The organism is Acinetobacter sp. Ag2, from assembly GCF_001005515.1.
In the GTDB taxonomy this organism is placed as follows: Bacteria; Pseudomonadota; Gammaproteobacteria; order Pseudomonadales; family Moraxellaceae; genus Acinetobacter; species Acinetobacter bereziniae.
On sequence record NZ_LBNA01000033.1, the window covers coordinates 24,870 to 41,251 of the forward strand.

A 16,382-nucleotide genomic window follows, 5' to 3' on the forward strand; every position below is an offset into this window, starting at 1 on the left:
GAAGCGCCCCTTGTGAAAAGTATTTGAAAGATTGATGACAAGTCTTGATAAATACATTTTCGCAAGGGTTTTTCATTGAATAAGAGAAATTTTAAAATCATGGATGCAATTATTATTGAAGGTTTGAAAGTCGATACTGTTGTTGGCTGTTTTAACTGGGAACGTCAAATTATCCAGCCTTTAATGCTTGATTTGCATATTCAAACCAGTTTAGAGCAAGCTTCAAATTCTGATGAACTTGAACATACGTTAAATTATGCTGAGATTTGTGACATTTCAGCCAAAGTGATTCAAGATGCTGCCCCAAAATTGATCGAACATGCGGCGAAATTGGTGTTAAATGCGCTTTTCTCTACCTTTCCTGCGATTGAATCGATTATGATTACCATCCGTAAGCCTGCTATTATCCCGCAAGCAAATTCTGTAGGAATTCGTCTTGAACGCCACCGAAACGATATTCGCTCTAGCGCTAGCCAGTAATAATCAACCACAACATCATTTTCAAAAATCATGGACTCAAATTAAAAAACTGGGGGAAGCTGTTTTTTCTCCAATTTATTTAATTCCTTGTCGTGATGGAATTGGTGCAGATTATTGGAATGCTGCCTGTTTATTAAAAAGCCATTTATCAGTCGATCAGATGATCTGTCAATTAAAACAGATGGAAGCAGAGTCAGGACGTACCCGACCATCTCATCATATTTCTTTGGATATTGATTTAATTGCTTGGGGAGCGGAGTTAAATACAATGCATTTTAATCCCAAAAAACTTCCACTGGCTTTGGACGTTAAAATCCCAATGTTTGATCTTTGGCAAGATGTACGATTCAGCTATCCACTTCATCAATTTCCTGTGATTGATCTACCCGCATAAGGTGAGTACATATGAATATTCGATCTATGATTTTAATGAGTGCTGCATTTTTGTTAAGTGCTTGTACAACAAGTTATGAAAAACCACAAAAGCAACCTGCTAAATCGACAAGTTCGTTATCATTGCAACAGCGTGAGATACACTTAAAACAGCAAGTAGAAAGTTATACTCAGGGTCAGCCTACATTTAATGTTGCATTTAATGACCTGAATCAAGATGGAGTGGAGGATGCGATTGTCCTTCTAAGCGGACAGGATTGGTGTGGCTCTGGGGGCTGTACTATGTTGGTCTTTAAAGGTGGAGCAAATCAGCAGTTTGAGTTTTTAAGCAAAACCACTTTGGTAGACACACCTGTATATGTGACCAGTTATATGCACAACGGCTGGAAGCAACTGTTTATATATACACATCAGCATGGGCAAGTGATGTTAAAATTTGATGGGAAAAAATATCCCTTAAATCCATCTTTATTACCAGTACAAACAGCAAAATTGGCGCCTGATAGTGCCCAGTTGATATTTGGTCAAGAGTGATATTTAATCAGAATGAAGATGTGGTTTTGTTTAGCAGCTAAATATTTAGAACAGTTAAAATTTTCAAAAATAAAGTTAAAAAATAAGCCCAATTCAAGGGCTTATTTTTTTAGATACTGCCATTAAATATAATAACTGGTTTTGGTCATCAGTTTAGAAATGGCAGTCATGGTAATTTTAACAGGGATTGGAAGTTCTACACCACCAGCAGTTAATGCTGTATCACGATGATGTAATTCATCTTCATTCATTTGTACCAAGATCTTACGCGAGCGTTCATCTTGAGCAGGGAGCTGACTGATATGGTGTTGCAAGTGAAGGCTCACTTGGCGTTCAGTTTCAGCCACAAAGCCTAAACTGTATTTATCGCCCGCGATACCAGCAAGTGCCCCCATACCAAATGAAAGTCCATACCATACGGGATTGAGTAAACTGGTGTGGCTGTCCAACTCTTTTAAACGATCCTCACACCATGCCAAATGGTCTTGTTCTTCAATGGCAGCAAACTCCATTTCACGACGCACATTGGGAAGTTTTGCAGTCAGTGCTTGTCCATGATAAAGCGCTTGTGCACAGACTTCGCCACTGTGGTTGACCCGCATTAAACCTGCTACATGGCGTGCTTCACTAACAGCGAGTTGAGTTTCAGTCTCAGTGGATGGATTGGCTCTTTGTGCAGATGTCGCTCCAGGAACTAAGCTTCTTAACGCTTGATCAAAAGAATGAATCAATTTATCAATGCCCGTATATTGACGCATATTAGTCCTCCAAAGAAACTTGAGTGGTTGCGATTAATGGCTTTAAACGAATTAATAACCATGTGCTAAACAATGCGCTTAACACAGCAGTAATACAAAATAGAATTTTAATATCTATTTTTAAGATACTTAAGATGATAATAGAAAAAATAGCCGATGAAACCATGAATATCGCATTAAAGATATTATTTGCAGCAACAACGCGTGCTCGATGTGATTTTGGTGCATATGCTTGCATCATGGCATATAGGGGAACGATATAAAAACCCCCACTAATCCCCAGTAAAGTCACTGCCAACATCACGTGATAGTAAGGGGCACCAGAACTAAACATATCTGTAACGGAAATCAAATCACCAGTACGTTCAGGAACAAAAGCCAGACTGCCTGCAAGGTAAATTGCAAATAAAGTTAAACCAATCGCACCCAATGGCACCATTTTGATATTCACTTCAGTACCACCAATTTTGCGGCATAATAATGAACCAACACCGATTCCCACAGAGAAAAACGTCAGGAGTAAACTCACCACGTTTTCATTGCCATGCAGGTTTTGTTGGGTCAATTGAGGAATTTGCGTCAGGTAGGTCGCGCCGTAGAACCAATACCAAGAATTACCTAAAAGAACCATAAAGATTAAAGGCAAACTTTTTGCATAGCGAATGGTTTCGAAACTGGTTCTAAAGAAATTCCAGTCAATTTTTAAATCAGTGTTGGTGGTTGATTGTTTGAGAATAAAACGGCTCGCTATATAGCCCACTACAGCGATTGAGACAATGGTTAGACAAATCCAAATCATATGTCCTTGAGAGAGTGATATAACCGCGCCACCCAAAATCATCCCGATCAAAATAGCAATGGATGTTCCTGACTGAAATAAAGCATTTCCCGACATTAACTCGTTTGGTTTTAAAATTTCAGGCAAAATTGCATATTTGATTGGACCAAAGAAGGTGCTGTGAGTACCCATTAAAAACAAAGCAAACAGTAAAATCCACAAATTACCCAATAAAAAACCTGCCGAAGCAATCAGCATAATAATGATTTCAAGAATTTTAATATTTCTGACTAAAAATGAACGTTCATACTTATCCGCAATTTGACCCGCTGTCGCAGAAAAGATGAAATAGGGTAAAATAAATAGAAGTGCGGCAAGATTATTTAAGGTACTTACACTTGCTGATTGTTGCTGAATCCATCCATAGGTAATGACGAGCAATAAGGACTGTTTATACACATTGTCGTTTAAAGCGCCAAAAAATTGGGTGAGGAACATCGGTAAAAAACGTCGGGTCCCTAAAATATGCTCATTTTTTTCCATTGTAGAAGACTTCATTTAGTTATATATAAGAAATGTGTTGAAATGGTAACTATCTCTCAAAATCATGTATCATGTTTTTACCTTAAATCATGTGTAAAACCAATTGGTTTGAGTATTTGAAAGATTTTTAATCATGGATCTTTCTACAAATAAATTTAGGTCATTCGAGCGTGGTATGCCAGCAAAAATTAATTTTAAAAAATCTGTGCTTTCACATAGTGTTCATTTACACTTTGATCGTTATCATATCAATAAACTGATATGTTCAAGTGTTTTTTTAAGTATTTTTGCAGTACCCGTGAGTTACGCAGAGCAAGCACAGAATAGTCAGAACATAAACTCAAGTACTGTAAATATTACACATGATCAAGAACAATTAGAGTCGGCAGCAAGACAAGAAGGCTTATCGAACGAAAAAATTGATCAACTCGATGAGAAAGTAAAACAGGCTCAACAGCAGCCCGAACAATTTGATAGTGCAAAGATGCTTGAACAGCAACAGCAGAATATTGGTGTTCAGGATGATTTCAAACCGATTGAATTTGAGGACTTGGAAGATTTACCCGCGGTCAGTGTTGACCAGTCTATGGCAAACGAAATTTACAGTGTGGCTGAGCAGGCTAAAACCGAAGCACAAAATTTTCGTAATGGCATGAGCAAAACGCCTGAGGTTGAAGTCAGTAACGCCACACAACAAGAGTTAACCGAGATCACTCAAGCCCCAGTCAATGTTGATCAATTGATACAAACCATTCGTGCAGATAACCAAATTTCTGTTCAGGAAAATGAAGCTGGGAAAACCCTGGTTGATCATAACGCGAATCTTCCAGAGGAAGAGCAACCTAAAAAAGGTTTCTTTAGAAATCTTGTCAATAAAATTCGCGGACCACAGGACAACGGCGCACCGATTGCAAAAATCAGTGTCTCTGTTTCAGGTGCACCTCCTGTTTTGGCAAACAACTTAAAAGCCAAACTCGGAACGTTTACTCAAGAAGCTTATTCTGATTTTAATGGTTCAGTGCCACAATTGCGAACACTTGCAGTTCAGGCTGCACAAGCTGTGGGTTATTACAATGCCCAATTTAGATTTAATAAAATTGATGAGAGTCATTTAGGTGTAAAAGTTACTCCAAATGATCCTGTAAAAGTTACTGAACAAAACATCGAGTTCACAGGTCCTGGTGCAAATCTTGCTCAGTTCCAAGTGATTGGTGTATTACCTGACTTGGATGAAGGTGATATTCTGAATCATGGTTTATATGAAACCACCAAAACCAGAATAGCAGATGCAGCTTCAAATAATGGATTTTTTGATAGTTATTGGCGTTTGCATGATGTCAAAGTGGAGCAACCACAAAACAAAGCGCAGATTAATTTAAAGTATGAAACAGGCGAGCGTTATAAATTAGAAGATGTCGAGTTTAGAATGAGTGACCCTTCTAAACCGTTACCGATTGATTTAAAAATCTTAAAAACTTTAGCACCGTGGAAAGATGGTGCAGATTATACTGCTTGGCGTGTCAACGGACTGGCAAATAATCTCACCAACTCACGTTATTTTAATTACACGCTTGTAGATGCGATTAAACCTGATGCGATTGTAAAACCACTTGAATTGCCAGCAGATTTACAAGCTTTGGTCGATCAGGAGCATGTTGCTGAATCAACTTTTGCAGCACAAACAGATGCTGATAAGGCACATCTATCAGATAAAGAAGTTACCCAGAATGTAGTTAATGAAAATCAATTTGCCGGGACTCAGGGCGAAGAAGCCAACCCAAATTTAAAACAACTGCAAGCACAGCAAAAAGAAAAAGAGTCTGATGAGGATCAGCTCAAGGATAAAGCGCGCGAAACCAAAAAAATCCCAGTGATTGTGACTTTAAATGCTGATCGATTAAATAGTCTGGAAACAGGTATTGGTTATGGAACAGATACAGGCGTTCGTTTGCGTGGTCAGTATAGACGCGCCATTGTCAATCACTTAGGTCATTCCTTTGATGCAAACATGGAGCTGTCACAGATTCGTCAATCAATTGATGCGCGTTACAACATTCCTTATAAACATCCTTTAAATGATTATTTCAGTTTAGTTGCCGGTTATGAACGCGAAACTCGCGATGGTATTGGTAATGACATGGACTTGGTCATTGAATCTGCTGTAGCTGGGGTTGACCGCATCATTAAAGGATCACGTAAAGAGTGGCAACATATTCTGGGTGTGCGTTATCGTTTAGATCGAGTCACTCAAAATGGACCTGTCGATATAGCCAATATTCCTGACGCATTTTTGATTCCAGGCTCTGATCAAGAGCAAGAATCACTATTGTTAGGTTATGAAGCAACCAAAACGATCAGTGATAATCGTGTCAATCCAACACGTGGTTATAAACAAAGTTATAAAATCCAATTGGGTAGTCAGTCATTACTCTCTGATACGGATATGGCAATTACCAGTGCTGAATGGAAAGGTTTGTATTCTTTTGGCGAAAATGACAACCATCAAATTGTGGGTGGTCTGAATGTGGGCTATATTTTTGCCAAAGACTTCGAAAAAGTACCTTATAACTTAAGATACTTTGCTGGTGGCGATCAAAGTCTTAGAGGTTTTGATTATAAAAGTTTATCACCTGTTGAGTATGGGTATAAAGTAGGTGGACAAGGTTTAGCTGTAGGCTCGTTAGAATACAATTATCAATTTAAAGATGGTTGGCGTGGTGCAGTATTTAGTGACTTTGGTAATGCTTATGACAAGTCATTTAGTAATGATACTGAATATAGCGTAGGTGTGGGTCTACGTTGGAAGTCACCAATTGGTCCGATTCGAATTGATGTTGCATCTGGAATATCCGATCCAGCAAAACCAATTCGTTTGCACTTCTTTATTGGTTCGCAACTTTAATTAACTAAAAATATAAGAGAATTACTGGAAATATTATGGCTGATGAAGAACATCAAGATGTTCAAAATGAACAGCAAAATGATCAACCCAAGCAAGAAATGACCCCGAAGAAGCGTAATTTATTACGTAATATTCTGATGTCTTTACTTTTGGTCATTATTTTATTAATTGCTGCTTTGGCTGTAATGTTCAGTACTGATAAAGGCAGTAAGTTTTTATTAGATCGCGTTGCTGCAAGTCAAAAAATTATTACTTATCAATATGAAAGTGGGAATTTGCTGCAAGGAATCATTCTTAAAAATGTCTTGGTTACCTTGACTGCTGTGGATGTTAAAATTGATCGTGCAGATATTTCTTTGGGGTGGCGCGCAATTTTAGAAAAAGAAATTCATCTGAGTCATGCGGATGTCAATAATTTAAGAATTATCAGCAAAAGTCCGCCAAGTGATGAACCTTTTAAATTCAGTGAAATCAAATTGCCATTTGTTTTGCGTTTAGACAAAGCAGATGTGGATCATTTGCAATTTCAGACCAGTTCCTCAAAAGTAGATATCAATGATATTCATTTGGAAAATGCATTGTGGTCAGGGACTGCTCTGAAGTTTGAAAATTCAAAAATGGACATGGGCTATTTGTCGGTCAAAGATGCCACAGGAAACATGGATTTTAAGCAAGGGGATTATCCACTCAACGCCAAAGCTATTCTTCGTCTACCTTCGTTAAAAAGTTTAAATGTTGAAGATATTTACGTCCATGCCCGTGGTTCTTTAGCCACTATTAAAGCCGGTGTTGCAACTAAAACCCCAGATTTGTTGACGGGGTGGGCGGTCATTCATCCAATGCAACATGATGTACCTATGAATGGTGCTTTGATATTTAAAGATTATCATTGGCCATTGATGCTAGATCAAGAACTTTTATCTAAAAATGGTTTAGCAAAATTTCAAGGGGATGTAAAAGGTCTAAATCTCGAACTCAACACAGATATTAGTGGTAAAAATATTCCACAAGGTCAATATACGGCTTTGGCACATACTGATTTGGTCAATCAGCTCAATATCAATAACTTAAATGGTCAGCTCATGGGTGGTGCGGTCAACCTTACCGGTTTAGTCGGCTGGCATGATGTTGTACATTGGGATATACAAGGGCGTTTAGATCGACTCAATCCAAAAGATAAAGTGATACCTCAGGCGATTCAGGATTTTCTGCCAGTTTCATTGGATGCAAAAATTGCTTCAGTTGGTGAGTTAAAGCAAGGTATGCATTTAACAGCCAATTTGGACTTTGATAAATACGAATCGTGGAAAGTTAAACTTGATCAAGCAGAACAAAAGGGAAAAAAACCTGAACCGATGTTGCTGGGTGTAAATTGGAGTAACATTGATCGCGCTGTGCCTTATGTAGGTTGGTTGAGCAGTGAACAGGGACAAGTCAATGTCGCACTTGTAGAGGGGCAACAGAATATTCATGTTGCAACTGTAGTACGTCAGCATGAAAAAGGTAGTTTGCCAGCAGGTAAATATAATGCTCAGGTCGACCTAAAAGGCAATGATTTACATATTCCAGCCTTTGAATATATGGCAACAAAAGGCAGCTTGTCTGGAAATGCTGTGGTTGAATTACCGACTGAAAAACGTCAATTGAAGTGGAATGCATTGTTGAATGCAAAAGATTTTAATCCACAGAGCGTGGTTGCAACTGCACCAGTGGATTTGTTAAATGGGCAAATCAAAGCCAATGGCTATGCGAAACCAAACCAACAGTTGATTAATTTGGATGCGATTAACTTAACGGGACGTATTGCTGATCAGGCTAAAGCTGAAACCATTCAATTGACGGGTAAAAGCACAGCTGCAATTATTTTCAATGATGCTAAAGCTGGAGGCGCCTTTAAAGGTTTTGCTGTGAATTATGATGGTGCTTTAAATGCAGCGCAAATGAAGCAAGGCAGTGGTTTACTCAAAATTCGTGTTGCAGGAACACCTGAGCTGATCAAAATTTCTGAACTTCAACATGATGGTGTTGCAGGAAAAATTTTAGCCAATGGTTTGGTGCATATCAGCAATGGTATTGGTTGGGACATCAATGCTTCTTTAGTTCGTTTTAAACCACAATACTTTGTCTCGTCAGTGCGTGGAGAAGTTTCAGGCAATGTCAAAACACAAGGTAATTGGTCAGATCGTTTAAAGAAAATTAATATTCAACAATTGAATATTGCAGGGATGATTAACAACAAACCGCTGCGAGGGCGTGGTAATTTAGCAGTCGTGTTGAACTCTGACCTTAAGGGTTTGATGCCTCAACAGTTTGAAGCAAATAATCTCTTTTTGTCTTATGCAAGCAATCAGGTTCAAGCATCAGGTAATGCACAGAATTTAAGATTAAAATTAAATGCCCCTGCATTATATGAGCTTTACCCAGGGTTGCGTGGTACAGCACATGGTTATTTAAACTTACAGGCACAGCCTCGCTTAAGTGCGACAGCCAATCTCGCGGTGGATGATTTTAGACTCAATGACAGTTTAAGCATCAAGAAGTTAAGCTTAAAAGGTGAGTTACCGACTTCAGAAACTGTGCCTTCTAAAATGGTTGCGCAATTGGAAACTTTGCGTAGTGGTAATCGTGAGATTCAACACGCAGGTATTACACTTTCAGGAACACGTAAAGCTCATCTACTACAATTACAAGCTTGGAACTATTATTCAAAGTTCTATGTGCAATTTGCGGGTGGGTTTAATGCCCAAAATGATTGGCTGGGTCAAGTGCAAAAAGGCGAATTTGACTCTGTGCGTGCACATTTATTGCAACAACAACATGCACCTATTATTTTCAATTCAGCTAAATCAGAACTGTATGTCGGACAACATTGTTGGTTAAGTCAACAAAGCCAATTATGTTTTGACCAGCCGGTTCGTGCGAGTCAGAAGCATGGTAATGTTTCATTTGTCACTAAAAATTTAGACTTAAATGACTTCGCTGCATTTATGCCAGAAGGTTTAGCGCTTACAGGTAAGCTAAATGGTTATGCAAAAGCATCATGGGCGCAAGGGCAACAGCCTAAATTGGATGCCAAATTGGTGACACGCAATGGACAAATTGGTATTGCAGCAGAAGATCCAAATGATCCGTCAACATCCATGAATTATGATGAAGCAAGTATCATTGCGAAGAGTATCAAAGATGGTTTGTTATTGCGTACTGATTTGAAAGCGCCGAATGTGGGAACGGGATATGCAAGCGTTGTAATCAACCCGTATGTTGATGCTAAACCGATGCGTGGTGAGGTTGCTTTTAATGAAGTTCAACTGAAAATATTAAAACCATTTATTGCGGATGTGCGTAAATTAGATGGAACTTTGTCATTGGCAGGTAAGATCAATGGAACGCTGACAAAGCCGTTATTTGATGGCGAAATGCGTTTGAAAAATGGTGAAATCAGTATGATTTCACTGCCAGTAAACTTAAACAATATTCAGCTTTATACTTCAATTCGCCAAGATGTTGCCACAATCAATGGAGCTTTCAACAGTGGTCGTGGTGTAGGTAAAATTAGTGGAAGTGTCGACTGGAAAAATGATCCACATGTACAAATGCGTTTGACAGGTGATAAATTATTGATTCGCCAAGCACCTTTAATCACTGCAATTGTTGATACGGATATGGAGCTTGATGCATTACCATTAAGTAAGAAGTTAACGGTGAAAGGCAAGGTTGATGTCCCTCAGGCACTTATTTCAATGCCTGAATCAAGTGCGACAGTGGTCAATGTTTCACCAGATGTACGTATTGTGAAAGAAGGGCAAAATCAGCTTGCTTTACTTAAGGCTGCGCAGCCATGGTCGATTCGTGCTGATGTTTCAGTAAATTTGGGTAATAAGGTTATTTTCCAAGGTTTTAACAGCCGTATTCCTTTAGTCGGACGTTTATATCTTTCACAACGTGGTTTGGAAACAGCAATGCGTGCCAATGGTGCGATTGGCGTCAGTCAAAAAGTGACTGTGGAAGCTTATGGTCAACGTCTGGATCTAAACCGAGCGATTGCACGTTTTAACGGACCTTTGTCAAATCCGACATTAGATGTGGATACCAACAAGAGTATTTCGGGAAGTACAGTCGGATTACGTGTGACTGGAACAGCTTCGAGTCCAAATATACAGGTTTATAACGATGCAGGATTGTCAGACCAAGAAGCCATGAATGCGTTGATTACAGGTCGTATCAATGAAGGTTCAAGCGGATTAAGCAATGCTGAAGGATTTAAGTCTGATGTGAACAATACCATTGCCGCAGCAGGGATCAGTTTAGGCTTAGGCGGGACGCGCGCGTTTACCAATCAGATTGGGCGAACATTTGGTCTAAGTGGTTTATCTTTTGATGCGCAAGGGACAGGTGATGATACTCAAGTGAGTTTAACGGGCTATATTACACCTGACTTATATATTCGTTATGGTGTTGGTGTATTTACCCCAGTCAATAAATTGACTTTACGTTATCAAATGAATAAACGTTTGTACTTAGAAGCAAGTCAGTCTTTGGAAAAAGCCATCGACTTGTTCTACCACTGGCGTTTCTAATTTAATCTTAGCTGTTGTTTTAAAAGGACTCGGATTTTTTAGAAATTTAATCTGATAACTTTAAAAGCCCAAATATCCGATATTTGGGCTTTTTATTGGAATAAATTGATCAACTGTGTCAAAGCGATGATTATTTTATGTATTTTTACTATGGATTGAGGAGGATAAGCCGATGCTGGTTTTTATGGAGTAGGTTTGGCTGTCTCTCGTGCAATACCTTCTTTTCTTGTAGCCGCTGTTTTGTAGGCACAAGCCCTTAGTCTGTATAATGCAATTGTACATTGATTACTTAGACTAAACGGATAAGTGTGGAATTTGCTTGTATTTAGCTCATCGGCAAGTCGAGTATAATGCAAAGCGATTTGATTTAGTTCACCAGTAGTAACTAACGTACCTTGTTTGTTGTTGCTGTATCTTTCCTCCCATGAGCGTGCAATTGCCAACGCAATAGATTGCTCAGTATTATTTCCTTTTTCATCAAAACATCGGATTGCGCTGCTCGCATGACGAAAATTTCTTATCGCGTCTTGTTCATCCTGACAGTCAACTTGCGAGGTCCATTGATTACTTCCATGCTGTATTTTTGAAAGTTGAACATTGGCTGCTTTTTCTGATTGTGCATTTGTATATTGAGTCATAACGAGTGTGGAGACGGCTATAAAGATACTTTTTCTGATTATCATTTTACCCACCTCTTTTTTTTGTCCTTTAATTATACAGTATTCTAATGAGTTGTTTGGCTTATCTGTCATTGCAGTTTTTATTCTCTATTTTAACAGCGGAAATGATAAAAAAATAACATTAGCAGCTTTGTTGCGGATGGCTAAAAGTTTATGTTTAAAATGTGTAGGTGATATGAGTCCTGATGCAAGATTTCATATTTTTCCGATCATGTCTAGGTTTACATAAACTCCTTGATGTGAATTGGGTTTATAGGATTCAAAATAATGATGATATTTCAAAATAACTAACTACAATCATGCCAATCTAACATTTGTATAAATAGAGCCTATAGGGGAGATTAAAGTCTAGAGAAATGAAGTATCTCAATCGTGTTGAGGTTTGAGTGTTGAAATTTTTTACTTATACTCGCCATTACAAGAGCAAGTAAGTATTAGAATTTAATGTCTGAGTTTTCGATTAAATCAATTGAAACAAAATTGGGTCATTGATATAAAAGAATCTAATCATGAAAAGAATATATGGACAATAACAATGTACAGCCAAGAAACGATTGCTCGGCTTGAGCAAGAATTACGAGAAAATCCCAAAGCGTATCACCGTAAAGTAAAAATACTGGCATGGCTGGGAAATTTATATATAGCATTTGGTGTTATGGTTTTGGTGATTTTATTGATTTTAGCCTGTCTATCTATTTTGGTTTTAAAGGCTTTTGCCATTAAGATCATTATTCCAGTTGCGATATTCCTATATGTCATTGTGAAATCACTTTGGATTAGTGTAGAAAAACCTCAAGGGATCGCTATTCAAGAAAAAGATGCGCCTGAGTTATTTAAAATCATTAATAACTTAAGACTAAAATTAAATTCACCTTCATTTCATCATGTACTCATTTCAGATGATTTTAATGCTGCCGTCGTTCAAACGCCTCGACTTGGGCTGTTTGGGTGGTATGAAAATTATTTAATTATTGGCTTACCGTTAATGCAATCTTTATCGGTGCAGCAATTAACTTCAGTACTCGCACATGAGTTTGGGCATTTGTCTAAAAATCATGCTAAAACAGCGAATTGGATTTATCGCCAAAGGATTCGTTGGGCTCAGCTTTATCAACTTGTAGAGCAAAATGCCAGTCGAATAGATATTATTTTTAGACCCTTCTTTAAAAAGTTTGTGCCATATTTTGCTTCTTTTTCTTTCCCTGTTGCACGGGCAAATGAATATGAAGCTGATAAAATTTCCGTAGAATTGACATCTGCTGAAACTGTGGCACAGACCTTAACTACGGTAAATGTAGTAGGATGTTATTTAAGCGAGGAATTTTGGCCAACCATCTTTAAGCATGCCGAAAATATGCCCAAACCCACAATTTCTCCATACCTTGGATACGTTAATCAGTTGAGTGAATTTTCTGAACCACATAAAACCAAGAAATGGTTGGATCAGTCTTTAAAATTACAAACCAATTTGGAGGATACTCATCCATCCTTAATGGATCGTTTAGAATCAATTGGGCAAACAGCACAGTTGGTATTTGCTGAAAAAGGGCATACAGCCGATTTACTTTTAGGTGACCAACTGTCAAAAATCACCACCACTTTTGATCATCAATGGCAAAATAACGTTTTGGATGTTTGGCAACAACACCATCAGCATATTCAACAACAAAAAGAATATTTAAAACAATTGAATGAAAAGTTAGAGCAAGGTGAAGCGCTCTCTACGGATGAAAAATTTGCACAAGTAGAACTTACTGATACAGTTTTGCATCAACCAGATATTGCATTTGATTTGATGAAAAAACTATATGAGGAAGATCTAGAAAATGCTTTGGCTAATTATATCTATGGTCGTCTTTTGTTGGAGCGCAAAGATCAAAATGGTTGTGTTATTTTAGAAAGATCAGCTCAATTGAATGAGTTTTATCAAGTAACAGTTTATGAAATGCTTTACCAATTTTATCAAGAGCAAGGCATAGCTGCTGAAGCTGAAAAGTATCAACAACTCATGTTAAATCGTATCGCACTTGAACAGTTGGCAATGAGCGAACGAGAAGAGGTGAGCTTCAGAGATCATTTCATGCCTCATGGATTGACCCAAGAAGCATTAGAAGATTTATTACAACAACTTAGAAAGTATACGGGTATTCAACAGGTTTGGCTGGTACAAAAGCAGGTGCAACATCTTAAACATATACCTTGCTATATTTTAGGTTTTAGTCTGAAGAAAGGCTTCGGCAAAGTGGATATTGAGGCAATCATACAAACTACAAAAGCATTACATGAAAATGTGATCTTTCCTGGTGAGACATTTCTACTTTGTTTTGATATTGATGAAAATCAAAAGATAAAAAAGAACATTAAACAAGTACAATCCGCTCAAATCATTTAACTTTATTGATCTAAAAAGTTTTCAAAATTTCGATAAAAATAAACAGCCCATCTGATGATGGGCTGTTTTAAGTTGAGTTAATGCTTTAAATCAGCATGATGTTTTAGTTAATCTGTTAATAACACATCACCATATTGTTCACGTAAATCACGTTTCAACATTTTACCCGTGCCAGTTAATGGAATAGATTCTACGAATACCACTTTGTCTGGGATTTGCCATTTGGCGATTTTATCTGAGTAATAATCAAGCAAATCTTGCTCAGAGATTTGTGCACCTTGATGTTTGATCGCAATCACTACTGGACGCTCATCCCATTTTGGGTGATTGGCAGCAATTACAGCAGCCATCGCAATCTCAGGATGGTTCATGGCAATATTTTCAAGTTCAACCGAAGAAATCCATTCACCTCCCGATTTGATTAAGTCTTTGGCGCGGTCACTCAAGATGAGATAGCCATCCTCATTGATTGTCGCAATATCTCCTGTGTCGAACCAGCCATCTGCACTCAATGCGTTTTCGGATTTTCCATAATAAGATTCAATGATCCAATGTCCCTTCACTTGCAAGTTGCCCGTCGTATGCCCATCACGAGCAACTTCATGCGTACCATTTTCCTCATTGGTAATCCGTAAATCTACACCGAAAGGTGGGCGACCTTGAGACAAGCGGATTTTAAATTGCTCTTCAGCACTTAGATTTTGATGTTTGGCTTTGAGCTGATTGCCAGTGCCAAGAGGGCTCATTTCTGTCATTCCCCAGGCATGAATTGTTTCACACTGATAATTATCTCTAAAAGCTTTCATCATGGCAGGAGGACATGCTGAACCGCCTACAACATTTCGTTTAAGGCTTTCTAGTGTGCTTCCTGATTGTTTTGCAGCAGCAAGTAAACCTTGCCAAATTGTAGGCACACCCAATGCAATGCTCACTTTATAATCATCTATCATCTGGACCAAACTTGCACCATCTAAACCAGGACCCGGCAAAATCAAGGTACAACCGACCATTGCTGCTGCATACGGTGTTCCCCAAGCATTGACATGGAACATCGGTACGACAGGTAACATAATGTCTTTGGCTGATAAATTCAAAGAATCAGGTAGCGAGATTGCATAAGTATGCAAAATCGTTGAACGATGGCTATACAACGCACCTTTAGGATTACCTGTCGTACCAGAGGTATAGCATAATGAACTTGCAGTATTTTCCTCCAAGTTTGGCCATTCATAATCTCCCGCATTTTCCGCGATGAGTACATCATAAAATTTAGCATCAGGAAGCGCATCTGCTACATCTTGATCAAAAGCACCAAGATAAACAAAGTGTTCAACATTTGGCGTGTGTGCTTTAACAGCTTTTATAAGGGGAAGAAAGGTTTTATCAAATAACACCACTTTATCTTGGGCATCATTGATAATAAAAATCAGTTGCTCAGGAAAAAGTCGAGGGTTGATGGTATGGCAGACTAATCCGCTGCCTGAAATTGCGTACCATGATTCTAGATGGCGATGATTGTTCCATGCAATTGTCGCCACTCGATCTCCTGAATGAAGCCCAAGATTTTTAAGTGCATTGGCAAATCGTTTTGCGTTTTCAGTGACATGGGTCCAATCTGTTTTTGTGATTGTGCCATCGGTATTTTTAGAAATTATTGCGGTATCCCCATGATAACGTGCAGCATGTTCGATCAAGCTGCTGATTAACAATGGTTGTTGCATCATACGTCCTTGCATGAAAAATTCCTTTATAGTCTTGTTGATCGGCTTAAATTTTGATTTTCTCAAAAGCTTTCTAAATTAAAAGTAAAGACAAATAGAAGAAGCTATGATTTCATCCTATATAAAAGTCAGATTAAATCAAGCTTAAAAATCATCTTTTTTTAAACTATTTTTTATTTTTTAAAGCAATATAAAACAATGATTTAGATAAATTATCATGATTTGAAAATTTAAACAGAAAAATAATGGTCTTCGACTAAAGGCGAATAAAAAATTATTACGCATAGACTTTTAAATATGATAAACATATCACATGTCTTTCTAAGACAGTGATGTTTCAGGATGAAACTTTAAATGATGTGAGATTTCTAAAAGGAGTTTGATGATGTTGCAAAAAATCAGAAAATTATTGTGTATCCACAGTTTTGAATATGAAATTGGTCATAATATTGTGGTTAAAGAGTGTCGTAAATGCGGTGCTCATCATTAGTTTTCTTTAAACTTTAGCAAAATATCACCATATGATGATTTTATGGAATCAGTATGGTGATATTAAAAAATAAGTGTAACGATAGTACCAACAATTCATACATTTTTTGTCACGTGCAAAGATGCGCTGTCTCT

The 16,382-nt window shown here is 37.9% G+C and carries 10 protein-coding genes; 6 read left to right on the forward strand and 4 right to left on the reverse strand.

Features of this window, described 5'->3' with window-relative positions; genetic code table 11:
* Positions 1 to 99 precede the first annotated feature (99 nt).
* Genes folB through AAV97_RS04000 form a run of 3 tightly spaced genes read left to right on the forward strand, consistent with a single transcriptional unit; the run spans position 100 to position 1,407 of the window.
* Positions 100 to 480, forward strand: a complete 381-nt coding sequence (folB, locus tag AAV97_RS03990) for a dihydroneopterin aldolase (RefSeq protein WP_005029425.1) — start codon at positions 100 to 102, stop codon at positions 478 to 480.
* Positions 437 to 874, forward strand: a complete 438-nt coding sequence (locus AAV97_RS03995; protein WP_005029423.1) for a 2-amino-4-hydroxy-6-hydroxymethyldihydropteridine diphosphokinase — start codon at positions 437 to 439, stop codon at positions 872 to 874. The genes folB and AAV97_RS03995 overlap by 44 nt, the downstream gene beginning before the upstream one ends.
* An 11-nt stretch (positions 875 to 885) precedes the next feature.
* A complete protein-coding gene (locus AAV97_RS04000) occupies positions 886 to 1,407 on the forward strand; it encodes a hypothetical protein (RefSeq protein ID WP_046759885.1) in 522 nt (173 codons plus the stop codon).
* A 122-nt stretch (positions 1,408 to 1,529) separates the two neighbouring features.
* Here the strand turns inward: AAV97_RS04000 and coq7 are convergent, their stop codons facing one another.
* Together coq7 and AAV97_RS04010 are read right to left on the reverse strand one after the other, a co-directional pair.
* Positions 1,530 to 2,165 (reverse strand): 2-polyprenyl-3-methyl-6-methoxy-1,4-benzoquinone monooxygenase, encoded by a 636-nt coding sequence (gene coq7, locus AAV97_RS04005; protein WP_004831102.1) that lies wholly within the window; start codon positions 2,163 to 2,165, stop codon positions 1,530 to 1,532.
* A gap of 1 nt (position 2,166) precedes the next feature.
* Entirely contained in the window at positions 2,167 to 3,486 is a 1,320-nt protein-coding gene (locus tag AAV97_RS04010) for an MFS transporter (protein ID WP_042088626.1), read from the reverse strand.
* A 175-nt stretch (positions 3,487 to 3,661) separates the two neighbouring features.
* Between AAV97_RS04010 and AAV97_RS04015 the strand changes: the two genes are divergently transcribed.
* Positions 3,662 to 6,388, forward strand: a complete 2,727-nt coding sequence (locus tag AAV97_RS04015) for an autotransporter assembly complex protein TamA (protein ID WP_005029416.1) — start codon at positions 3,662 to 3,664, stop codon at positions 6,386 to 6,388.
* A gap of 35 nt (positions 6,389 to 6,423) precedes the next feature.
* Positions 6,424 to 10,965: a translocation/assembly module TamB domain-containing protein gene (locus AAV97_RS04020; RefSeq protein ID WP_046759886.1), complete on the forward strand. Its 4,542-nt coding sequence runs from the start codon at positions 6,424 to 6,426 to the stop codon at positions 10,963 to 10,965.
* 182 nt (positions 10,966 to 11,147) lie between these two features.
* On the opposite strand, the gene AAV97_RS04025 is transcribed toward AAV97_RS04020, so the two are convergent.
* Positions 11,148 to 11,603, reverse strand: coding sequence for a hypothetical protein (locus AAV97_RS04025; protein WP_228136508.1), 456 nt, complete (start codon positions 11,601 to 11,603; stop codon positions 11,148 to 11,150).
* 577 nt (positions 11,604 to 12,180) lie between these two features.
* Between AAV97_RS04025 and AAV97_RS04030 the strand changes: the two genes are divergently transcribed.
* Complete coding sequence (locus AAV97_RS04030; protein ID WP_046759887.1) at positions 12,181 to 14,037, forward strand: M48 family metalloprotease; 1,857 nt, start codon at positions 12,181 to 12,183, stop codon at positions 14,035 to 14,037.
* Positions 14,038 to 14,144: 107 nt separating this feature from the next.
* Here AAV97_RS04030 and AAV97_RS04035 read toward each other — a convergent pair whose 3' ends face one another.
* Complete coding sequence (locus AAV97_RS04035) at positions 14,145 to 15,773, reverse strand: long-chain-fatty-acid--CoA ligase (RefSeq protein ID WP_005029408.1); 1,629 nt, start codon at positions 15,771 to 15,773, stop codon at positions 14,145 to 14,147.
* Between the last annotated feature and the right edge of the window lie 609 nt (positions 15,774 to 16,382).

Bases quoted from the DNA above. Each gene is read 5' to 3' on its own strand.
- folB (WP_005029425.1), top strand. From the start codon at position 100: ATGGATGCAATTATTATTGAAGGTTTGAAAGTCGATACTGTTGTTGGC.
- AAV97_RS04000 (WP_046759885.1), top strand. From the start codon at position 886: ATGAATATTCGATCTATGATTTTAATGAGTGCTGCATTTTTGTTAAGT.
- coq7 (WP_004831102.1), bottom strand. From the start codon at position 2,165: ATGCGTCAATATACGGGCATTGATAAATTGATTCATTCTTTTGATCAA.
- AAV97_RS04010 (WP_042088626.1), bottom strand. From the start codon at position 3,486: ATGGAAAAAAATGAGCATATTTTAGGGACCCGACGTTTTTTACCGATG.
- AAV97_RS04015 (WP_005029416.1), top strand. From the start codon at position 3,662: ATGCCAGCAAAAATTAATTTTAAAAAATCTGTGCTTTCACATAGTGTT.
- AAV97_RS04020 (WP_046759886.1), top strand. From the start codon at position 6,424: ATGGCTGATGAAGAACATCAAGATGTTCAAAATGAACAGCAAAATGAT.
- AAV97_RS04025 (WP_228136508.1), bottom strand. From the start codon at position 11,603: ATGACTCAATATACAAATGCACAATCAGAAAAAGCAGCCAATGTTCAA.
- AAV97_RS04030 (WP_046759887.1), top strand. From the start codon at position 12,181: ATGTACAGCCAAGAAACGATTGCTCGGCTTGAGCAAGAATTACGAGAA.
- AAV97_RS04035 (WP_005029408.1), bottom strand. From the start codon at position 15,773: ATGCAAGGACGTATGATGCAACAACCATTGTTAATCAGCAGCTTGATC.